Annotated in this window: 17 protein-coding genes; 10 read left to right on the top strand and 7 right to left on the bottom strand. The window is 57.1% G+C overall.

What is annotated here, in order from left to right:
- Positions 1 to 5: 5 nt before the first annotated feature.
- A complete protein-coding gene (plsB, locus tag BM035_RS02875) occupies positions 6 to 2,474 on the bottom strand; it encodes a glycerol-3-phosphate 1-O-acyltransferase PlsB (protein ID WP_008176145.1) in 2,469 nt (822 codons plus the stop codon).
- Positions 2,475 to 2,627: 153 nt separating this feature from the next.
- Here plsB and nudC point away from each other — a divergent pair, with 153 nt between their 5' ends.
- Positions 2,628 to 3,443, top strand: coding sequence for an NAD(+) diphosphatase (gene nudC / locus BM035_RS02870; protein ID WP_092030269.1), 816 nt, complete (start codon positions 2,628 to 2,630; stop codon positions 3,441 to 3,443).
- Entirely contained in the window at positions 3,440 to 4,303 is an 864-nt protein-coding gene (murI, locus tag BM035_RS02865) for a glutamate racemase (protein WP_008176140.1), read from the top strand. The genes nudC and murI overlap by 4 nt, the downstream gene beginning before the upstream one ends.
- Here the strand turns inward: murI and BM035_RS02860 are convergent.
- The 4 genes from BM035_RS02860 to BM035_RS02845 form a co-directional block, all read right to left on the bottom strand.
- Positions 4,281 to 5,288, bottom strand: a complete 1,008-nt coding sequence (locus tag BM035_RS02860) for a DUF2156 domain-containing protein (protein WP_008176138.1) — start codon at positions 5,286 to 5,288, stop codon at positions 4,281 to 4,283. The two genes, murI and BM035_RS02860, sit on opposite strands and share 23 nt — an antisense overlap.
- A 48-nt stretch (positions 5,289 to 5,336) precedes the next feature.
- Entirely contained in the window at positions 5,337 to 5,990 is a 654-nt protein-coding gene (locus BM035_RS02855; RefSeq protein ID WP_092030267.1) for a class I SAM-dependent methyltransferase, read from the bottom strand.
- A 233-nt stretch (positions 5,991 to 6,223) separates the two neighbouring features.
- Positions 6,224 to 8,398, bottom strand: coding sequence for an EAL domain-containing response regulator (locus BM035_RS02850; RefSeq protein WP_092030265.1), 2,175 nt, complete (start codon positions 8,396 to 8,398; stop codon positions 6,224 to 6,226).
- A 24-nt stretch (positions 8,399 to 8,422) separates the two neighbouring features.
- Positions 8,423 to 10,408: an HDOD domain-containing protein gene (locus BM035_RS02845; protein ID WP_092030264.1), complete on the bottom strand. Its 1,986-nt coding sequence runs from the start codon at positions 10,406 to 10,408 to the stop codon at positions 8,423 to 8,425.
- Positions 10,409 to 10,615: 207 nt separating this feature from the next.
- Here BM035_RS02845 and BM035_RS02840 point away from each other — a divergent pair, with 207 nt between their 5' ends.
- The 4 genes from BM035_RS02840 to BM035_RS02825 all read left to right on the top strand — a co-directional run bounded on the left by BM035_RS02840 (position 10,616) and on the right by BM035_RS02825 (position 16,665).
- Positions 10,616 to 11,941: a MinD/ParA family ATP-binding protein gene (locus BM035_RS02840; protein ID WP_092030381.1), complete on the top strand. Its 1,326-nt coding sequence runs from the start codon at positions 10,616 to 10,618 to the stop codon at positions 11,939 to 11,941.
- Positions 11,942 to 12,163: 222 nt separating this feature from the next.
- Positions 12,164 to 13,699 carry a fatty acyl-CoA reductase gene (locus tag BM035_RS02835; RefSeq protein ID WP_092030262.1) on the top strand — a complete coding sequence of 512 codons (1,536 nt, stop codon included), beginning with the start codon at positions 12,164 to 12,166 and terminating at the stop codon, positions 13,697 to 13,699.
- 306 nt (positions 13,700 to 14,005) lie between these two features.
- On the top strand, positions 14,006 to 15,955 hold the full coding sequence (gene acs, locus BM035_RS02830) for an acetate--CoA ligase (protein ID WP_053114647.1): 1,950 nt from the start codon (positions 14,006 to 14,008) through the stop codon (positions 15,953 to 15,955).
- Between the two features lie 44 nt (positions 15,956 to 15,999).
- Positions 16,000 to 16,665, top strand: coding sequence for a response regulator transcription factor (locus BM035_RS02825; RefSeq protein WP_008176124.1), 666 nt, complete (start codon positions 16,000 to 16,002; stop codon positions 16,663 to 16,665).
- Positions 16,666 to 16,740: 75 nt separating this feature from the next.
- Here the strand turns inward: BM035_RS02825 and BM035_RS02820 are convergent, their stop codons facing one another.
- On the bottom strand, positions 16,741 to 17,724 hold the full coding sequence (locus BM035_RS02820; protein ID WP_169702130.1) for a D-2-hydroxyacid dehydrogenase: 984 nt from the start codon (positions 17,722 to 17,724) through the stop codon (positions 16,741 to 16,743).
- 239 nt (positions 17,725 to 17,963) lie between these two features.
- Between BM035_RS02820 and BM035_RS02815 the strand changes: the two genes are divergently transcribed.
- The 3 genes from BM035_RS02815 to BM035_RS02805 are packed head-to-tail and all read left to right on the top strand — an operon-like array spanning position 17,964 to position 19,956.
- A complete protein-coding gene (locus BM035_RS02815; protein ID WP_008176120.1) occupies positions 17,964 to 19,190 on the top strand; it encodes a pyridoxal phosphate-dependent aminotransferase in 1,227 nt (408 codons plus the stop codon).
- Between the two features lie 9 nt (positions 19,191 to 19,199).
- On the top strand, positions 19,200 to 19,391 hold the full coding sequence (locus BM035_RS02810; RefSeq protein ID WP_008176119.1) for a CPXCG motif-containing cysteine-rich protein: 192 nt from the start codon (positions 19,200 to 19,202) through the stop codon (positions 19,389 to 19,391).
- Positions 19,384 to 19,956, top strand: coding sequence for a DUF1439 domain-containing protein (locus tag BM035_RS02805; protein ID WP_008176117.1), 573 nt, complete (start codon positions 19,384 to 19,386; stop codon positions 19,954 to 19,956). Before BM035_RS02810 ends, BM035_RS02805 begins: the two co-directional genes overlap by 8 nt.
- 7 nt (positions 19,957 to 19,963) lie before the next feature.
- Here the strand turns inward: BM035_RS02805 and BM035_RS02800 are convergent, their stop codons facing one another.
- Complete coding sequence (locus BM035_RS02800; RefSeq protein ID WP_092030260.1) at positions 19,964 to 21,118, bottom strand: isocitrate/isopropylmalate dehydrogenase family protein; 1,155 nt, start codon at positions 21,116 to 21,118, stop codon at positions 19,964 to 19,966.
- A 193-nt stretch (positions 21,119 to 21,311) separates the two neighbouring features.
- Between BM035_RS02800 and BM035_RS02795 the strand changes: the two genes are divergently transcribed.
- Entirely contained in the window at positions 21,312 to 22,082 is a 771-nt protein-coding gene (locus BM035_RS02795) for an EAL domain-containing protein (RefSeq protein ID WP_175497333.1), read from the top strand.
- The last annotated feature ends 15 nt before the right edge of the window (positions 22,083 to 22,097 follow it).

Below are 22,097 nucleotides of genomic sequence, written 5' to 3'. Positions count from 1 at the left end.
CGCCATCAGGCACCCAGCATGGTGACCTGCTGGATTGCCTGTCGCTTCTCGACACTCAGCACCAGGCGGGCATCGTCCGCCACCTCATCCAGCCCCTCCCCATAGCAGAGCAGGCCATTGTCATCGGTAGTGATAACGCCATTGTTCTGCATATTGGCAATGAAGTTGCGGAACAGGCTCTTGTCGAAAAACTCCGGCGCATTCAGGCCGAACAGGATCGACATCCGCTCGGCCAGCAGCGCGCTCTGTTCTTCCAGTTCGGCGGCGCTGATCTTGCCCGAGCCGTATTTGCGGAGAATGCCCAGAGCGATGTGGTAGCGCTCTACCGTCTGGATGATGAAGCGGGACAGAACCCTGAGCCTCAGCATGGCTTCGGTGCCTTCCTCGGGTCGACCGATCCGGTCATCGTCCAGGGGCTTCAGCAAGTCATGTTCGATGAGAACGTCAATCCACTGATTGATGACCTTCCTGGCTTCATCGGGCTGGTATTTCAGGAACAGTTCCGATTGCAGGTAGGGGTAGGCTACGCTGGCGAGGAACACAATCTTGTCCCGGCCCAGCGAATCCTTGTTCTCGAAAAGGCTGGCGATCAGTGAGGGTAGCGCAAACAGGTGCTGGATGTTGTTCCGGTAATAGGTCATCAGGATTGCGTTGCTGCCTTCGAGGGCAATAATGTCGCCCAGCTTCTGCGGCTGGCGCGTCACCAGGCCCATGCCTTCACAGTAGGCGATCCAGTCCTTGCCGGACCCCTCGGGCAGGGTTACCGTTTCCGCATACGGGAAAGCCTTTAGCAGGGCGGCGTATTGATCCATCAAGCGGATCAACTGTCCCTCGTCCATGGCCAGTCGCTCGGTGCCAAGAAGAACCGTGGCGGCCATGCCGATCGGGTTTACCGCAACCGACGCGTTGATGTTCGACGCTACCCGGAAGGACAGCTCTGAAACCGCGCTGTTAAGCCACTTCGGACGATACTCGGCGTCGTAGGCCTCGTCGCGCCAACTACCGTGAACATCGTCCAGAACCTCAGACAAATGAATGGCTTCGCCAAAGTTGACTGAAACCCGACCAAAGGAGTTACTGAGTTTGCGAACGGTCTTGGCAAGACCGAATACGCTTTCTTTTTCCTTTTTCTTGCCACGAAGTTCACCCAGATAGGAACGGCCTTCCATCACCTTTTCATAGCCGATGTACACGGGCACGAACACGATGGGTTTGCGATGGTCCCGAAGGAAACTGCGTACGGTCATTGCCAGCATGCCGGGGCGGGGTTGCAGCATGCGGCCTGTGCGGCTTCGGCCGCCTTCGATGAAATACTCGACGGAATAGCCCCGGGAGAACATCACGTGCATGTATTCATTGAACACGGTGGCGTACAGCGGGTTGTCCTTGAAACTGCGGCGCATAAAGAACGCCCCGCCACGGCGCAGGATCGGGCCGACAATGGGCATGTTGAGATTGATCCCTGCGGCGATGTGCGGAGGCATCAGGCCATTCTTGTAAAGCACGTAGGACAGCAGCAGGTAGTCGATGTGTGAACGATGGCAGGGCACGTAAACCACGGCATTGTCTTGCGCCACTTCCTTCACCACCCGGATATTGTTGATGGCAATGCCGTTGTAGATCCGGTTCCAGAGCCATGACAACAGCACCTCCATGAATCGAATCGTGACAACGGACATGCTCGCCGCAATCTCATCCGCATATTTGTAGGCCTTGGCGCGGACTTTCTCTGGTGGTATGTCGTCTCTGGCAGCGGTCTCCCGGATGGCTTCCTTGACCGCCTGGGTGCGCACCAGGCCTGCCACCAGGGTGCGGCGATGGGACAAGTCTGGCCCCAGTACCGCCTGGCGAACCCGGCGGAAGTGGGTTCTCAGGATCCGGGCCAGCTTGCGGTTGGCCCGCTCCTCGCTGTGCCGGTATTCGTCGATCACCTGTTTCAGTGAGAGCGGCTGGTTAAACTGAACGTAGGTGTTGCGACCATGAACCATGATGATCAGTAACTTCTGAAGCCGGCCGGCGATGGACCAGGTGTCGGACAGCAAAAGTTTTACCAGGGACTTTTCCTTGTCCGGGGAGCGGCCCCAGAACAGGGACACTGGAACAATCTGTACGTCCTGGTCCGGATGTTCGAGCCCGTAGCGAACCAGGGCCTGAAACTCGTTCGTGGGTGCTGGCGCCTGACGCCCCCTGAAAAAGCCACCGATCCGGCGATAGAGGAAAAAGAAGGAGTGGGACGGGCCGTTCTTCACCGGAAGGGCTTCGGTGGCGCCAGGAAGTCCTGCACGGATAACTTCCTGCTCCAGAACCAGGCGGCTCGACAGCGAGCTGTATTGCAGCACGTAGCAAACCGGTTTATCGGGATCCAGGGCGAGGGCTTCAACGCTGTTGCCGCTGACATCAGTCCGGACCCAGATAAACAGTATCTTGCGGAAAAGGGTCAGGATCAGGCTGCGAATGCCCTGGTAAAGACGCATAAATGGCAACTCCGTTGACGAAACAGGTGCCAAGTTTACTTGGTTGAGTACAGGGCGGAAAGGTGGACCTTTCATTCTTGGCCGGTGCGGCAATGTGGTACATTTCCGATTGATCTTCCAATAACCCAGTTGATGCATCGAATGGTGATCGCAATGACTCAGTGGATACCGGGCTGGACGACCCGCCGGCCGGAAAACGGCGATCTGATCCTCGCGCTGTCGGGATCGGGTGTGGTCAAGCCCGATAACGGCTGGCTGCACAGCGGCGACAGCAGCCTTTTCCGGGGCGAATTGTCCGATTCCGTATCTCTGGGCAGTTACAATGGGCGCGGTGTATTCGTGACCGAACTGCCGGACACCGACGTCGGTAATCAGGAGGTTGTACCGCTGCGGGATGCGCTTTTGATGGTTAGCGATGCGCCGGCGGATATGCTCAGTACCGGCTTTCAGGTCTGGCAATGGTGGCGCGACCACCGATTCTGTGGCCGCTGCGGCGAGGAAACCGGTTTCCATCCGCGTGAGCGGGCCAAGTGGTGCGAACCCTGTGGCATTCCCTGGTACCCGAGGCTGGCGCCCTGCGTGATTGTCGTCATACGCCGGGATGATCGGCTTCTGCTCGCGAAGTCCTCGCGGGTCAAACGGCACTTCTACAGCCTCATCGCCGGTTTTGTTGAACCGGGTGAGAGTCTGGAAGGCGCTGTGCACCGTGAAGTGAGAGAGGAGACCGGGCTGGACGTCACCAACATCCGCTACCACGCCTCGCAACCCTGGCCATTCCCCCATCAGCTCATGGTCGGCTTCTTCGCCGATTACGCCGGAGGCGAGCTGGTTCTCCAGGAGGACGAGCTTGCCGATGCCGACTGGTTCCTGCCGGGCGATACGCCACCGGTACCACCGGAAACCACCATTTCTGGCCGATTGATCCGGGCCATGGAACACGAGATTTCCCGGGGAGGCATTCCGGTTTGAGCAGGCAGTCACCTCCAAGGGTTCTGGTGTTTGACTCCGGTGTCGGTGGTCTGAGCGTTGCGGCCTGCATTCACCGGCAACTGCCGGGACTGGAGATCGTCTATCTGGCAGACAACGCAGGCTTTCCCTATGGCGACAAATCCGAGGCGGTTGTGATCGACCGTTGTTGCGGTCTGATCACCAGAGCGCTTGAGCTCTACCCGTCAGACGCCATCGTGGTGGCCTGCAATACCGCCAGTACCGTGGTCCTGCCGCATTTACGTGCGATGACGGCGGTGCCGGTTGTGGGGGTGGTGCCGGCCATCAAACCGGCGGCAGCAAAGTCCGTGAATCGGCGAATGGGGCTGCTGGCGACACCGGCAACGGTTCGCAGACCTTATCTCGACAGGCTGGTCGAGGAATTCGCTGGCGATTGCAGGATTGAGCGTATTGGCCATCCGGGGCTGGTGCGCTGGGCAGAGGACCTGGTTTCCGGAATCGAGGTTCCGCTTGCCGAGCTGAGCGAAGCCATGAGGCCTTTTAAAGAGGCCGGTGTGGACACCGTGGTGCTTGGTTGCACTCACTATCCACTGTTACTGGAGAGTCTGAGGGCGAGTCTGCCGACGGTTCGTTTCTGGGTGGACTCGGGTGAGGCCATTGCCCGACGGGTAGCCTGGCTGTTGGAACAGACCGGTCGGCTTGATGTTGCTCAAGGCCCAGTTGCCAGCGCAGGGAAACAACCTGTGAGCGCTGCGCTGTTTTCAGGGCCGGCACCAAAGGGCATCGCGCCCTTCATGGCGGGCCTGGGGCTGGAGGCCAAACGGGTGAGCGAACACTGGCCTGGAGAGCCCCTGGGGGCTACAGCAACCGGGTCAGCTTGAACATGGCGAAAAACTCCAGCGCCGGAATCGACCGTTTGTGACAACAGTAGGTCTTGAAGTTGTCTCCCCTAAAGCGCGACTTTGTAAACTCCAAGCCTTTGAAGTTGTATAGAAAATTGCCCTTCTCGTAGAGCCCGTGCAACAGGCGTTTCAACAGCCTGCTCTCCTGATGCTCTGTTGCAGGATCCAGTGACAGGGGTATCAGTCCGAGATCCAGATAAGGCACGCCTTCCGCCTTGAAGACCTCCATCGCATGAGCCATCAGGGTATAGAAAATGCCCTGTCGGAAATCGGCGTTGGCCCGGGAGATATTGGGCACGTAGCTGATAATCTCGTTGTTGCGATAAATCGGGTCAAAATAGATAAACCCTACGGCCTTGTCGTCCTGATAGGCGTAGAAATGCCGTTCGTTTTCGCGATAGTCCATTTCCATGGGACGGATCAGAAAGCGGATTTCATTGCTCTTGCATTTGCGGGTTCGAATCCAGGCCTCGGATATTTCACGGGTGTGATCGTCACTGAAACGCTCTTTCACCGTAATCCCGTTTTTTTCTGCCTGGTTCAAAGCGGTTCGCAGGATCTGTTTTTTCTTCCCGCTGAGTGACCAGCGGCCCAGATCGATACGGGATTCGCTGCCAAACTGGGTGCCGTAGAGACCAAATCGCAGGTGCAGGAAATCGACGACGGGCTTGGAGACCTGGATGTAACTGGCGTTTGGAAAGCGCTGGTGGAAGCTCTCCAGCAGGTTGCCAAAGTCTTCCGGCGCACAGACGGGATCCGAGAGCACGAAGGTGCCGCCCCATTTGCGCATGTAGGCGATATACCCCATGCCCGGTACATCAAAATATTGCATGCCCGGTTGGAGCGTTGAAAACGACTGGGAATGGGTACCGTACTTCTTCAGGAAGCCGACCCGCTCGGTAAACGTGAATGAGCCGCTCTCAAGTGTGCCAACCCTGTCCAGTGCGAGTATCTGATCCGACATGCTGCTGCTCCCTGATTGTTTTTGTTGGGTGAATCTCTAGCAAAGTGCTCAGGCCTGCTTGCGTCCGAGAATGGACCAGTAGCAGTTCATGTTCAGAAGCTTGAAGTGCTTCTTGTCCGTGACCTGAAGGCCCAGCCGCTGCATGTGCTCGGGATAGTTGTAGATTTTGTGGAATGCATTGTTGGCGAACAGCCAGAAAATGAAGACGGCCATGTACCAGTAAAGCTTCTTGAACATTCTGGAAAGCAGGTTGCCAGTGGGGTAGGAAAAGTCACCAACAACGACCCGGGCGTCGGCTTTGCCCAGCCGTATCAGATGTTCGAGGACCCGGACCATCATGTCTTCATCGAACACGTTCAGGAAGAAATTGGCCACGACCATGTCGTACTGCTCGAACTCATCTACTTTCATGATGTCGCTGTGGATGCGTCGGATCGTGAGGTGTGGCGCCTCTTTTTCCTGAGCTTCGGCAAACTTCCGCAGCATGGTTTCGGACAAATCCACCACGGTCACGTCTGCACCTAGCTCGGCCGCCCGAATGGCGTCCCGGCCATGGCCAACTCCGGCAAACAGAATCTTGTCTCCGGGCCGGACGGTTTCCACATCCAGCATGGCGGTTTTGCAGCGGTGAATATTCTTGCCGCTATAGAGATTGCTGAGAAAATCGTAGACGGGACCGATGTATTTGTACTTGTCGCGCATGATGACTGCTGCCTGTTCTTGTTCCTTGGATGCTGTCACCGTTTTTGTCGTTATTGGTCCGAGAATGTCGGACATTCCGGTAATCAGCGCCTATGGATTCGAGCTTAGAGAACAGGGTGGGAGAAATATGTGCAGTAATGCGCATTTCAGGATACATAAAGTAACGTACTGCAATACTTTGCAAACCCTATCGCGCTTTTATATCGGAGTGTCTGACAATCGATAATCGTATGTCAGAATGAGGCAGCTTTGGCCCTGGTGGATCCGAGAGTTCTGGAAATCTCGGCGGCGGGCCTGGCAGGGCCGTAGAAGAAACCCTGGACCTGGTGGCAACCCAGGCTCCGCAGATAATCCAGTTGCTCGTCGGTTTCCACGCCCTCTGCAACGATCTCCAGCTTGAGTCCATGGGCCATGGCGACAATGGCGTTTACGATGCATGCACCGTCGTCGCCACTGCGGATGGCTTTCACGAAAGACTGGTCGACTTTGAGGGTGTGAATGGGTAGGCGATGCAGGTAATTCAGTGACGAATAGCCTGTGCCGAAATCGTCGATCGCGATCCGGACATCCAAAGCTGCCAGTTCCCGGAGTTTCTGGGAGATCTGTTCCAGATCGTTCATGATCACGTTTTCAGTGATTTCGATTTCCAGGTTACCGGCCGGGAAGTTGTGGGCCTTTACCTGCTGCATCAGGGTTTCTACAAACTGCGGATGCTCAACCTGGATGGGGGACAGGTTGACGGCCAACCGGAGGTGGGTGTGGCCCTCCCGGATCCAGCGGCCGACATCCTGGCAGGCCTGGTCGAGAACACGCTCACTGAGCAGGCCTATCAGTTTGGTTTCCTCCGCCAGGGGCAGGAAGTCTCTCGGGTAAAGCAGTCCCCGCTCCGGGTGCTGCCAGCGAACCAGGGCCTCAAGACCCACGACCCGGTTGGTTGTTGAGCACACCTGGGGCTGATAGAACACTCGCAACTCGTCCCGTTCAAGGGCCTGACGCAGATCCCGCTCGAGGTTCAGCCTGTTGGCCGTATCGATACTCATGCTGTCGGAATAGAAGCGGTAACCGTCCTTGCCCTTGCCTTTGACGTGGTACATGGCAATGTCGGCGTTCTGGATCAGCTGATCCATGGTCTCGCCGGCCTCGGGGAAGATTGCGATGCCGATACTGACACCTACAAATACTTCGTGATCCCCCAGTTGAAACGGTGCCCGCAGGGCATCAATCAGCTTCTTGGCGATCTGTCTCGCGTCTTCGTGATTGTGGATGGAGGGCAGGAGCAGGGTAAATTCGTCGCCACCGAACCGGGAAAGGGTGTCGCCCTTGCGCAGGCATTTCTCGAGCCGGTGAGTCACTGCCTGCAACAGCCGATCTCCCATCGCGTGGCCGAGGGTGTCGTTGATGACCTTGAAACGGTCAAGGTCCAGAAACATAACCGCCAGCTTCTGGCCACCACGGTTGGCGTGGGTGATCGCCAGCTCAAGTCGGTCCTTGAAAAGTGCACGGTTCGGCAATCGCGTTAAAAGGTCATGGTAGGCCTGGAAATTGATGAAGGCCTCGGCTTCCTTCCTCTCGGTAACGTCACGAGCGGTCCCATAATAGGTGGCGCCGTTGCCACTGCCGCCTCCTTGCGTGTTACCGGAGTGCGGCCAGGTTTGCGGATCGATGGGAAAAGCGGTTATCTCGAAATGACGGGTTGCTCGCCGGCTGCCACGGGTTTTAAGGCGGACTTCCAGGGTTCGAGGGTTATCTGCAGTGATGTTTGGTCCCTTCAGGGCCAGTGTCCCGCGGGTCACGTCCCGGTCGTCGAGAATGTGGCGGAAATGCTGGCCGCAAAGTTCCGCTGGCTTATATCCGAGCAGGCTTTCTACCTTGCTGTTCACGAAGCAAAAGTGACCGTCCTGATCAAGCATGAACACGATGTCAGGAGAGCTGTTAACGATGTAACGATGCAGCGCCTCGGATTTCTCCAGCCGCATCTGGATATGCTCGTGGGCTTCGAGGAGTGACTTTTTTCCGATCACGCTCTCAACGGTGGCCAGCAGTTCCTCAGGATCAAAGGGTTTACGGATGTAGTCCAGGGCGCCCCGCCGCAGTGCTCGGCTCACAGCACTGAACGAACTTTCGCCGCTGACCACGATCACGCCGCAATCCGGCTGTCCGATGGCAAGGTGTGCCATAACGTCGAAACCTGTGACCTCGGGCATCCGGAGATCCAGCAAGGCCAGGTCGAAGGTTTGCTGGTCGATCAGCTCGCAGGCTTTTCGGCCCCCGTGAGCTTCCGCAACGTCATAACCCCGGCTACGCAGCAGCGAAGCCAGTGTATTGAGCAGGCGGGGTTCGTCATCTGCTACCAGTATCCGTGCCGTTAACCCGTGACTGAAAGGCTGATCAGTATGTTCAGGTGCCATCGGTCTGTGTCCGTTGTTTCTGCGTCAGTCGGTCTCATTCTTTTTGTGGCTGGCCGCTGGAAGCAGAATCCTGAAGGTGGTCCCTTCCTGCCCCGTGCGACAAGCAATGATGCCCTCCATGTCATCAACGAGCTGTTTCACAATGCTCAGGCCCAAACCGCTGTGGCCCTCTCCCTTTGTGGTTTTCACCGGTGAAAACAGGGCGTCCCTGACCTCACCGGGTATTCCTCTGCCTGTGTCCGAGATTTCCAGCTCAACCCAGGTTCGGTGGTTCTGCCACACTGGCGAAGACGTCCGTATTTCAACCGTGCCGCCATCATCCGCCAGGCTTTCCGCCGCATTTCGAACCAGATTGATCACAATCTGCCGAATCCTCGTGGGGCCAGCCGCAACCCGCGTTGGCTCGCTGCAAAGCGATAACCGAAGGCTGCGGCTATCTGAGCTGAACAGACTATCTTCAAGGATACGAGCCAGACTTTCCAGTTCGGCATTGAGCTCAACCCCGTCATCGCCCTGATCCACGGTGTCAGTATGGCTCATTTGCAGTAAAAGATTGCCCGCCCGATCCAGCTCATCCCGGATTACGTCCAGCTCCTGCTGGACACCCGCATCTTCAAGCCTGCCTCGCAGCTGGTAAATATACTGTCGGATTATGGTCAGTGGGTTGCTGACTTCGTGAACCTGTTTACGCAGCCGGTCGCGGGCGATCTCCTGATCCAGGCCCTCTGTACTGGCTTCGGCATCGGTTTGGGCCGGCACCCGGTCTGCCAGTACCGATGCCAACTGAGCCGTGAAGATATCGGCCAGTTCCAGGGTTGTTGGCAGATGCTCGTTGTCTGTGCCCAGGGCGAAGACACCAGGGCAGTCCCCGCCATTGTTAACCGGTACTGCAAGTATGGAGGGCGTATGGAGCAGTGACAGCAACTGTCGGTCGAGTACTGTTGGGGATCGATCACCAAGGCTGACTGGCAGGCCAGAAATAAAGGCTTCCGTAAGGACGCTGCCGCCGGGCTTGGCGGTGACCGCCAGGTCAGGGATGTCGCCAATGGTCCCGGACAGGAGCACAAGGTTTTCGCCTGTGTGCCCAAAGCACAGCGCCGGCAGGCCGGTGATCAGCGTTAGACTGTTGACCGTCTCGGCGAGAATGTCCTCGGTTTCTCCGGTCAGATCGGCAAGGTTGATCGCCTGGTTCGCCATGGCCTGGCGCAGAATTGTCTGTTTCAGCTGTCGAGAGGCGCTCTCGCCGCAATAATTTTCGTCCAGAGGAATCCCCAGCGATGCAGCCATACCCGAGACTTCGTGGCCGATGCGGCGATTTATTTCCCGGGTCAGCTCCTCGTTCAGCCCGAATACCGTGCCTGCAGCTGCAATGCCGGCTGCATCGGAGAGTGCCAGTCGGGTGGCCAGGCTGATCAGCTTCACCAGATGTCCGGCATCCCGTAGCTCCGAGGGCAGTGCCTGCTGGTAGCGCATGGCATCGGCGGCCATTGGCCCCAGCCCCCAGGAGGCAACGAGTTCCGCTGCGATGTCGGACTGATGATCAAGATAGTGTTGCTTCGCCTCGGTGGCTGGCGTTTTAATAGCGATCAGCTCGCCAATGTTGTGAAGCATGCCCAACATGAAGGCTTCGTCAGGCTCCGGATAACGGGTCAGCGTTGCCAGGGCCCGGGCGGTCAACGCGGTGGTCAGCGAGTGTCGCCAGAAATCTCTGAGTTGTTGCCATTCGTCACCGCCCAGCTCGAATAGCAGTTGGCGCAGGGCTGCGGTCAGGACCAGCGTGTGAAAACGTCGGGTGCCAAGTCTCAGGAGTGCCTGGTCGACGGAGCGGATCGGAGTAGAAGGGCCGTACAGGGCGGAGTTGGCCAGTGCCAGGATACGAGCTACCAGTGCGGTATCGGCAGACACAATTTCGCTGATTTTCCGGTAGCTCTCGTCCTGATGGCAAGCCTCGAGCGCCCGCAAGGTGACTTCCGGAAGACTCGGTAGCTGTAGATCAGGCGCAATGTGCATAGGCTTACCTGCCGTGGGGCGAATCAATTCATTAACTGACGGAGCGTTCATTCTTATTGTCGGAAAAGAGCTTAGACAATAATCCGTCGTTATTAAATACTTATTGCTCTTTTTTTAAGCAATATATTATCTGATTCGTGATATGTGTAGAATTTTTACAGGTTAAAATACAGAAAACCGAAAAATCAGGGACCTAGATTGCCGGTGATGAACGCCAGAGAACCTGTCAAGCACAATCCGAACCAACCTCGCACCATCGCCATAACGGGTGGCAAGGGTGGGGTGGGCAAGACCTCGGTCGCCCTGAATCTTGCGCTCACCCTCGCAAGGCAGGATAACCGCGTTCTGTTGCTGGATGGCGACACCGATCTGGCCAACGTCAGCATTATGGTTGGCCTTTATCCGAGAAAAACCCTTGCCAATGTGATGGCCGGAGAGTGTCGTCTTGAGGACATCATCTTGAAGACCGACTACGGCCTGCATATTGTTCCGGGGGCCTCCGGCGTGCAGGAATGCATGGATATGGGGCCAACGGAGAGCCTTCGCATACTCCGGGCACTGTATAACCTGGAAAACCGCTACGATTACGTCATTACCGACACGGCTGCCGGGCTTCAGGCTGCCGGGCTGCATATGATTGCCGCGACAGAGCTGGCCTGCATGGTGGTGACCCCGGACCCCGCGTCCCTTACCGACGCCTTTTCGCTGATCAAGGTTCTCCGGCGCAGGGGCTATAACCGGATTCCGAGCATTCTGGTGAATATGGCCCAGGGCGCCAGTCAGGCACGGTCCGTGTTCCAGCGCCTGGACGCCGCTGCCCAGCGCCACCTGGGAATCTCGCTCCACTATATGGGTGGTATCTGGCGGGACGAGACCCTTCGGCAGTCGGTTCTCAACCAGAAGCCGGTCGCGCTTCTGCCTGTTTCAGACCCTTCCTGCCGCCAGTTTCATACCCTCGCGGATATGCTTGATGTGCGGCTGTCCCAGTTGCCGAGACGAAAGGCTGGTATTGCAGCCTACTGGCACAAGGTGTCCAAACGAGGATCCGAGAGCCCGCTCAAAACAGTTACCAAGCCGGAGCCCGAAACCGAAAGTGAGGCTGATACCCTGAAAGATCGGTGCCTGCAGGCCGTGGGTGAGATTGAGTCTGTTTTTAATGCGGGGCCGATCGATCCTATGCTGCGTTATGAAGCATTTACCCGTCTTTTTGCACTGCTGGGGAGCACGCTGGACAGTGATGCCGTCGAGATTGTGCAAACCGGTCTCGGGTCGTTCCAGTGGGAGAGTCTCAGCCCCGAGCGAAAGAATCATCTGGCCATTCATCTTCGCGAGCTGGCGGACCAGATTTCACCCCTCGAACATAAAGCGGAGCCTGCCGAGCCGCCCCAATCCGTCCTCCGCGAGCCGTTTTACGATCGCATCAGCTTTGGTGAGCAGGATCGCCTGGTGCGCATACTGAAGGAACAGCCTGCAGATATCTCGCTGGATCAGCTCTTGCGATCTCTCTCCGGCAATGACCAAAGCAGCTCCTGATAGGCAGAAAAACCTACCTTCTTTTCCGTCATTTTTTTTACACTTTTTGTAGCGTAACTTTGCTGTGTGTCACCGCTCTGTCACCGAAGTTGTGCAAGGATTGAGCATAAATCTGAATCGTGGCCCGCAATATGCAGCACATCTGTCGAATCTGATTCGCAAACTTTCCTCTGGTTGGCGGGTATGCGGCGACAACGAATTGAAATGAGAAGGAGTTCTCCCATGGCAACACAGCAGCTGAATCCCGAGGCGTCATCAAAAGTACTTGAGCGGCTCCGGGGCAAGCACGTTCTGATTACCGGCACCACGGGCTTTCTCGGCAAGGTGGTTCTGGAAAAGCTCATTCGCGCCGTTCCGGACATAGGCGGCATTCATCTGCTGATCCGTGGAAACAAACGTCACCCCGATGCGCGGGATCGTTTTTTTGAGGAGATCGCCACGTCGTCAGTCTTCGATCGTCTTCGCCAGGACGACAACGAGGCTTTCGAAACTTTTATTGAAGATCGTGTGCATTGCGTAACCGGGGAAGTGACCGAGCCTTTGTTTGGTCTGTCCGCTGACCGTTTCCGAAAGCTGGCTGGCGGCATCGATGTGGTTGTCAACTCCGCAGCCAGTGTGAACTTCCGGGAAGAGCTCGATAAAGCGCTTGCCATCAATACCCGTTGCCTCGACAACGTGGCCGAGCTTGCGCGACAGAACAAGTCGCTGGCGGTGCTGCAGGTTTCCACCTGCTATGTAAACGGCATGAATTCCGGACAGATCACGGAGACCGTGATCAAGCCGGCAGGTGAGGCCATACCCCGGAGCACTGAAGGTTACTATGAGATCGAAGAACTTGTCCGGCTGCTGGAGGACAAGATAGCGGACGTGCGTTCCCGATACTCCGGCAAGGCACTGGAAAAGAAGCTGGTGGACCTTGGCATCCGTGAAGCCAACCATTATGGCTGGAGTGATACCTATACCTTTACCAAGTGGCTCGGTGAGCAACTCCTGCTCAAGGCCCTGTCCGGGCGGGCACTGACCATTGTGCGCCCATCCATTATTGAAAGTGCACTCGAGGAACCCGCGCCAGGCTGGATTGAAGGCGTGAAGGTGGCGGATGCCATTATCCTTGCGTATGCCCGCGAGAAGGTTACGCTCTTCCCTGGCAAACGCGCTGGGGTCATCGATGTTATTCCCGTGGATCTGGTGGCCAATGCCATCATCCTGGCGGCGGCTGAAGCCGTTGCTGATTCGCCACGTCACCGGATTTACCAGTGTTGCAGTGGCAGCTCCAACCCGGTTTCCCTTGGGCAGTTTATTGACCACCTTATGGCGGAATCCAAAGCCAACTTCGCCGAATACGATCAGCTGTTCTACCGACAGCCGACCAAACCCTTCATTGCAGTCAATCGCAGACTTTTCGATGCCGTCGTAGGTGGGGTGCGCATTCCACTGAGCATTACCGGGAAGGTTCTGCGCATGCTGGGCCAGAATCGCGAGTTGAAAGTGCTCCGGAATCTGGACACGACACGCTCGCTGGCGACCATTTTCGGTTTCTACACCGCGCCAGACTATATCTTCCGGAATGATGATCTGCTGGCCCTGGCATCGAGGATGGGTGAGCTGGACAAGGTGCTGTTCCCGGTAGATGCCCGCCAGATTGACTGGTCGGTCTATCTGCGCAAGATCCACCTGGCAGGCCTGAACCGATACGCCCTCAAGGAGCGCAAGGTTTACAGCCTGCGCTCTGCCAAGGCCCGAAAAAAGGCAGCGTGAACCCAGGAGCCCGGTCGCAACGACCGGGCTTTTTTATGCGTGGTCGTTTCCTTCCCGGGTTTGCCATCGGCTCCAATCCAACTATCCTTTAAAAAGCTTCTCGTTCGGCGCAATTTACCGTTGTTTTCTTGCGGGTTACCGACCTTTTTGGGCTAAAAGTTCAGGCGGATTAGGACGTTAGTCTAATTCATTGTGTAGTGGCTAGCATGGTGAACTACCACTATCCGTCTAAAGGGCCGGAGAGGCCTCAACGTCTGAATTCCAAAACCGACAATGACAACAGACTCTGACTAAAGGGGGAGCACAATGACTGGTAAACAGGTATATCCGGTAAGCCCGGAAGTGGCCAAACAGGCCCTTCTGAACCGGGAACAGTATGAAGAAATGTATCGTCAGTCAGTCGAAGACCCGGATACCTTCTGGGGTGAGCACGGCAAGCGCCTTGAGTGGATCAAGCCTTACACCAAGGTGAAAAACACGACCTACGATTACAACAATCTGTCCATCAAATGGTTCGAAGATGGCCAGTTGAATGCCTCAGCCAACTGCCTGGACCGTCATTTGGAAAAGCGCGGCGACCAGACAGCCATCATCTTTGAAGGCGATGATCCCGCCGATTCACGCAACGTGACCTATCGCGAACTGCACGAGGAAACCAGCAAGTTCGCCAACGTCCTTAAAGGTCTGGGCGTGAAGAAGGGTGATGTTGTTACCATTTACATGCCGATGATTGTTGAGACAGCCGTCGCCATGCTGGCCTGCGCACGTATCGGCGCGATTCACTCCGTGGTGTTCGGCGGTTTTTCTCCGGAAGCGCTTGGTGCCCGGATTGTGAACGGCAAATCCCGCTTCGTAGTCACCGCTGACGAAGGCGTTCGTGGCGGCCGCAAGATTCCGCTGAAGAAGAACGTGGACGCGGCCCTGAAGAATGAAGATGCCGCCAATGTCGAGAAGGTGGTGGTTGTTACCCGGACCGGCAATTCCGAAGTGCCCTGGAATGACGCCCGCGACGAGCGTTACGAAGACCTGATGAAGTCCGCCTCTGCCGACTGCCAGCCAGAGCCGATGAACGCCGAAGATCCGCTGTTCATGCTGTATACCTCGGGTTCCACTGGTGCGCCCAAGGGCGTTCTGCATACCACCGGTGGCTACATGGTCTATGCCTCCATGACCCACGAGTACGTGTTCGATTATCATGAAGGCGACGTGTACTGGTGTACTGCCGATTTCGGCTGGGTCACAGGCCACAGCTATATCCTGTACGGCCCGCTGGCTAACGGTGCCATCACCGTTCTGTTCGAGGGTGTGCCCAACTATCCGGACAGTTCTCGTATGGGGCAGGTTGTCGACAAGCACAAGGTCAACATCCTGTACACCGCTCCGACCGCAATTCGTGCCCTGATGGCGGAAGGCGAGTCCTGCATGAACGGCACTACCCGTGAAAGCCTGAAACTGCTGGGCTCCGTGGGCGAGCCGATCAACCCCGAAGCCTGGGAGTGGTACCACCGGGTTATCGGCAACAGCAAGTGCCCCATCGTGGATACCTGGTGGCAGACTGAAACCGGTGGCATCCTGATTTCCCCGCTGCCGGGCGCGATTGATCTGAAACCCGGCTCAGCCACGGTGCCGTTCTTCGGTGTTCAGCCGGCACTGGTAGACAATGACGGCAACATCCTTGAGGGCAAGACCGAGGGTAACCTCGTCATCCTGGACAGCTGGCCGGGCCAGATGCGGACGATCTATGGGGATCACGAGCGTTTCGCTCAGACCTATTTCAGCACTTACAAGGGCATGTACTTTACCGGTGACGGCGCCCGTCGCGATGAAGACGGCTACTACTGGATCACAGGTCGTGTCGACGATGTTCTGAACGTGTCAGGTCACCGTCTGGGTACCGCCGAAGTCGAAAGCGCCCTGGTTTCCCACGAGAAGGTCGCAGAAGCTGCCGTTGTTGGCTATCCGCATGACATCAAGGGTCAGGGCATCTATGTCTATGTAACCCTGGTACATGGACAGGAACCTTCTGACGAGCTGAAGAAAGAGCTTGTCCAGTGGGTGCGCAAGGAGATTGGCCCCATCGCCTCTCCAGATGTGATCCAGTGGGCACCTGGACTGCCTAAAACGCGTTCTGGCAAGATTATGCGGCGTATTTTGCGTAAGATTGCCGCTAACGAGCACGACCAGTTGGGTGATACCTCTACGCTGGCAGATCCGGGTGTAGTCGATGACCTGATCAGCGGTCGTGCGAACCAGTAACGCCTGTGTGTTACCAGGCCATGTACCTGTAAGGAATCTGTTGAATGGCACAAACAATTATCGTCGCTGATGATCACCCGCTGTTTCGCGCAGCATTGAAGCAGGCGGTCAGTCAGGCGGTGCCCGATGCCGAGACGGTGGAAGTCGACAGCATCAAGGCACTGCAGGCGGCGGTAGAGTCGCACCCGGATGCGGATCTGGTTCTGCTGGATCTCAATATGCCGGGTGCCCACGGCTTCTCGGGGCTCGTCTTCATGCGAGGCCAGTACCCGGGGCTGCCGGTGGTGGTTGTGTCAGGATCCGAGGAATTGCAGGTAATGCGTCGCTCGATTGACTACGGTGCTTCCGGTTTCATACCGAAGTCGGCGCCGCTGCCAACCATTACCGAGGCGATTCAGGCGGTTCTGGAAGGCGACGTCTGGTTGCCGCAGGGAGTGGCCGACAAGATCGAGCGAATGCATTCAGATGCCACCGACTTTTCCGAGAAGCTGGCATCGCTGACGCCTCAACAGTTCCGGGTGCTGGGTATGCTGGCCGAGGGGCTTCTGAACAAACAGATCGCCTATGATCTGGATGTGTCGGAAGCCACCATCAAGGCCCATATCACGGCGGTGTTCCGGAAGCTTGGGGTGCGGAACCGCACTCAGGCGGTGATTGCGATCCAGCAGATGGAGATTGATCCGTCGGATCAGTCCTTGTCTGGTAGCTGATTGGTTTTGATGGTTCGAATATAAAACGGGAGCCTTTTGGCTCCCGTTTTGTTTTTGGATGAGTGCCAGGCACGGTTATTTGCTGCCAGCGTAACCCAATTCCTTGTCGACCAAATTGAACAGCTCGTCACCCTTGTGCCAGCGGTCGAAGTTCTCCAGGAACTGATCCGTCAGTGCACGTTTCCAGCCGATGAAGTCGCCGGCCATATGGGCGGTCATGGTGACATTCTCCATGTCCCAGAGCGGATGATCTTCTGCCAGCGGTTCCTCTTCGAAGACATCGAGTCCTGCGCCGGCAATTTCGCCATTTTCGAGGGCCGTGATCAGGTCATCGGTTTTGACGATCGGGCCACGTCCAATGTTGATCAGACGGGCAGAATTTTTCATGGCCTTGAAGGCTTTTTCGTCAAACAGGCCTTCGGTCTGGGGTGTTAGTGGCGCCGCAATCACTACAAAGTCCGCATGCCCGAGCTGCTCGTAAAGGTCGTCATTGCCGTGTACCGCCACAAAATCGGGGTCCTCCTTCCTGGGCTTGCGGGCGATGCCGTGTGCTTTTAAACCGGCGGCACCGACCAGGCGGCCGATCTGCCGGCCGATCGAACCTGCGCCAACAACCAGAACCTGCTTGCCCTCTGCCCGCTCTGTGTCCCGATGTTTCCACTGGTGCTTCATTTGCAGCCGGATGGAATTCGGGAAATCCTTGGCGAACATCAGGATGGTGCACAGCACGTATTCGGCAATGGTACGGTCGAAAATGCCCCGCGCGTTGGTGACGGTTACATCGCCCCTGATCAGATCCGGGAACATCAGGGCATCGACGCCGGCACTGGTGGCGTGGATCCATTGGAGCTTGTCTGCGGTGTGCCAGGCGGCCGCGAGGGCCTCCGTGCGAAAGTCCGTCACCATCATGATATCGGTGCCCGGCAGGGTGTCGCGAAGGGTTGGCTCGTCACAGGCAAAGCGCACATCGGCGCGGGCCCTGACTGCGTCCATTCCCGGCGGTTCCTGCTCTCCCGGCGCGGTGAGAACGGTAACAACAGGTTTGCTGTGCTGAGTCATTGAGCCTCCGCCTTTTTGATGAATGACTTCGTTGAACTGGTCGTTGCCCCGAGGGGTAATAACAGTCTGGTCGGCAGGCTCTGTCGGGTCAACTTGCGAGGCACCGGAATTTCCACTCACAGCGTTGATGGCGGTACTTTCACGTACATCATCTATATGATTTTTTGTCTTGTAGAGGCCATCCATACTGACTAACCTGCAGGGGTAGATCTTATTTGCCCCGTTTGCAGGAGGTGTTTATGGCAGAAGCCGCCAACAAAGAAACTGGTCAGGAAAAACCGCGTAGAGTGAAGTACCGGAAAACCAAGGCCAGTTGGAACCCTGCCATGCAGGCGATCCCGGTGCCGGGTATCCGTCGCATGGTGAATATGGCGGCCACCATGAAGGATGTTATTCATCTTTCCATCGGTCAGCCTGATCTGCCGACCCCAAAGCACGTCATCGATGCCTACATCGATGCGCTCAACGCGGGGCAGACCGGCTATACCATGGATGCCGGCCTGCCTGAATTGCTGGTTGCCCTGCGCGACTACTACGGCAAGCGCTACAACCGGAAACTGACCCGGGACAATATCCTGATCACCAGTGGCGCTACAGAAGCCATGTACCTGGCTATTTCAGCCACCTCTGCGCCCGGGCGGCAGTTTATCGTGACGGACCCGTCGTTTTTGCTCTATGCGCCCCTGATTCGCATGAACGGTGGTGAAGTAAAGTTTGTGCAGACCCGGGCAGAGAATAATCACCAGCTGGATCCGGATGAGGTCATCAAGGCCATGGGGCCCAGGACTTATGCGCTGATCCTGAACAACCCCAACAACCCGACCGGGGCGGTTTACCCGCGTAGCACCGTGGAGACCATTCTGGAGGAATGTGCCTATCGGGGAATTCAGGTGTATGCCGATGAAGTCTACGACCACCTGATCTTTGATGACGAAGACTTCGCCAGCGTGCTGAACTGCTCGATGGATCTGGACAACATCATGTGCATCAGCAGTTTTTCAAAAACCTACAGCATGGCGGGTCTGCGGGTTGGCTGGGTGATTGCCAGTCAGGCGGCCATCAAGTCTCTGCGTCGCTTCCACATGTTCACCACCTCCGTGGCTAACACGCCGTCCCAGTTTGCCGGCGTCGCAGCACTGACCGGTGACCAGCAGTGCGTTCGCGATATGGTAGATATCTACCGGGAGCGCCGGGACAAGGTGGTCGAGCTGGTCGATCAGACCCCCTACATGACCGGTTACAAGCCTGGCGGTGCCTTCTTTGCTTTCCCTGACCTTCCACCTCATGTCGATGGCTCTGATCTGGCCTTGCGAATGCTGAAGGAAACCGGCGTCTGCATGGTGCCCGGTGACGCCTTTGGCGAGGGATGCACCAACGCCGTTCGGATCAGTTTCTCCACGACCTGCGAGAAGCTGGAAGAGGCGTTCGATCGCGTCATCCCCTGGATGGCCAAGCAACAGTTCTGAGGTGATGCCATGTCCGCCCTGGATTCGGTACTGATTCAGTGCCCGTACTGCTGGGAGACGCTGGATGTCAGCGTCGACCCGTCGGTACCGGAACAGGAGTATGTCGAGGATTGCCAGGTCTGCTGCAGACCCATCTTGATACACGTGGTTTTTGACGACACTCTTACGCCTCATGTCGAGGCCCGGGCCGAAAATGAATAGAACGCCGATTTACGCCCTCCGTGCGCTTCTGGCCCTGCTGCTGGTGCTCGCCAGCGGTTGCGCCAGTCTGTCGCCCTATTCCATCTCCGAAGGCGAGCTGGAACGTCACCTTCAGGATGTGGTTCGCGACTTCGACCGAAACCAGCTGAGTAGTGGTTCGCCATTGAGCCTGAGTCTCGACGACGCCGACATTACCCTTGGACCAGATGGTCGCGATGTGGCGGTGATCGATGTGAGAGGTCAGGTAGCGCTGAATGCGCTGATGGCGAAGCTGCCCGTGGACATTGCCTTGAAGGTCGAAGGGGCGCCGGTTTACGACAGCACTGAGAAAGCCATCTTCATACGGCGGTTGCAGCTTCTTGAAAGCAGTATTGACTCTCCGTTCTTCAAAGGGGATTTGAAGCCTGTAACCGATACGGTCATGCGGTTGGTTGCCCAGATGCTGGAGACCATGCCGGTGTACCGACTGGACGAAACCGACTTCGCCCAGCGTATGTTCGGTATGATGCCGGTAGATGTGCGGGTAGCGCCTGGCCGGCTCGAATTTGTCATGGCCGACCAGTAACCCGGATCTATCGGGACAGCCGCTCGCAGATCGCAGAGCCGATTTCGTGGGTGCCTCGTCGGCTGCCTGAGTTTTCGGCAAGGTCTGCAGCCACTGCGTCGAACAGCTCCTTGCCAGCTGCGGCAATGGCAGGGTCCTTGCGGCCAAGCCACTCGAGCATGCGGGCGGCGGTAAAGAGCATGGCGGTGGGGTCAGCCAGGCCCTGGCCGGCAATATCCGGCGCGCTGCCATGGGTAGGTTCGAACATAGAAGGCATATCCGGATCCGTCGGGTTCAGGTTGCAGGAGGGTGCCACGCCCATGCCACCTGACAGAACCGCAGCTAGGTCGGTAAGAATGTCCCCCTGGAGGTTGCTCGCGACGACCACGTCAAAGGCCCAGGGGCTTTGCACGAACTTCATGCAGGCCGCGTCCACCAGCTCATGATGCGTGGCCACGTCCGGGTATTCCTTGCTTATCTCCTCGAACGCTTCGGTGTACATGTCGCCCCAGTAGCGCAAGGCATTGCGCTTGGTGACCAGGCACACCTGGCTTTCACAGGTTCTGCCATCCAGGGTCCGGAATGTCCGTGTGCGACCCTCCGAAACCCGGTCTGCGGCGCGGTTTCGGGCCTGTTCAAACCCATAGCGGATGATCCGGTCGGTTGCCTTGCGTGTGAACACCTCCATCTGGGTGGCCACTTCATCCGGCGTGCCCTTGCGCAGACGTCCACCCTGGCTGACGTACTCACCCTCGGAGTTTTCCCGAATCACCAGCATGTCGATGTCCTTGGCGCGCTCATCGGCCAGGTACTGGCGGGCACCGGGCAGAAGCCGGGCCGGACGTTCGCAGACCCACTGGTCGAACCCTTTGCGCATGTCCAGCAGTGGCGCCAGGGAAATGCTGTCTGGAAGCAGGTATCGGTCCGGATCGTCCATAGGGCCCGGATCGCCAAGGGCACCCAGAAGGATGGCATCGTACTTCTGTAACTGCGCCAGGGCATCCGCGGGCATGGATTCGCCATGCTCCTCGTGCCAGGCGTGGGATGGCCAGGGGAATCGAGTCCACTCAAGGTCCAGGCCGTGTTTGGCGCGCAGGGTCTCGAGGCAGCGCACAGCCTCGGCCACCACTTCAGGACCTATGCCGTCGCCCGGGGTTACAGCGATGCGGGTAGTTTGGGCCATTAGGGAAACTCCTTTTGTGGACAGACACGTATATACGACAAACCCCAGTTTAGTCATGTAGGCAGGGGATGCCACCGTTTGACACGCTTTAACCAGAAAGTGGTTTTACCGGGGAGGGGATCGCGGCTATATTGGGTGAAAAATACGCCATATAAACATAGCAAAACCGCCAGAAGTGAATTCAGGAGTTGAAGTGAACCAACCCGCCGTACTGTTTGACGAGTCTCGTTGCGAGCAATGTGCATGTGGAGAGGGGTTGGATTTTTCCTTTACCTTCGCGTTCCAGCCCATTGTTGACGTTCTCAACAAATCTGTTTACGCCTACGAGGCGCTGGTGCGAGGCACCGAGGGTCAGGGGGCGATGAGTGTCCTCTCGAAGGTAACCGAGCAGAATCGCTACGCCTTCGATCAGGTTTGTCGGGTCAAGGCGGTCAAGCTTGCCGCCAGGCTGAACATGGAGCCGATGCTCAGCATTAATTTTATGCCCAACGCGGTGTACCGGGCCGAGTACTGTATTCGCACGACCCTGGCGGCTGCCAAGACCTACAATTTTGATACCCGGAAAATCATTTTCGAGCTTACTGAGGACGAACAACTGACCTCCACATCTGTCGACCACCTCGTGTCGATTATCGAGGCTTATCAGGAGATGGGTTTCAGCACAGCCATTGATGATTTCGGGGCCGGTTTCTCACGGTACAATGTCATGATGGCCAGTCCGCCCGATCTGTTGAAGCTGGATATGGCATTGATCCGTGATATTGATCGGCAGCCGAACAAGCAGGCCGTTGTTGCAGGCATCATTACCATGATGACTCAGCTTGGCGGCCAGATCATTGCTGAGGGCGTCGAAACCAAGGAAGAATACTTCTGGTTGCGCTCCCAGGGGATCAATCTCTACCAGGGCTATCTATTCGCCAAACCGGGGTTCGAGTGCCTCCCGGAGCCCGTGTTTCCGGCCTGACGGGCCTCTAAACTG

It is taken from the genome of Marinobacter sp. DSM 26671 (assembly GCF_900112835.1).
Lineage (GTDB): Bacteria > Pseudomonadota > Gammaproteobacteria > Pseudomonadales > Oleiphilaceae > Marinobacter > Marinobacter flavimaris.
This window is presented reverse-complemented; position numbering and strand designations above follow the sequence as displayed.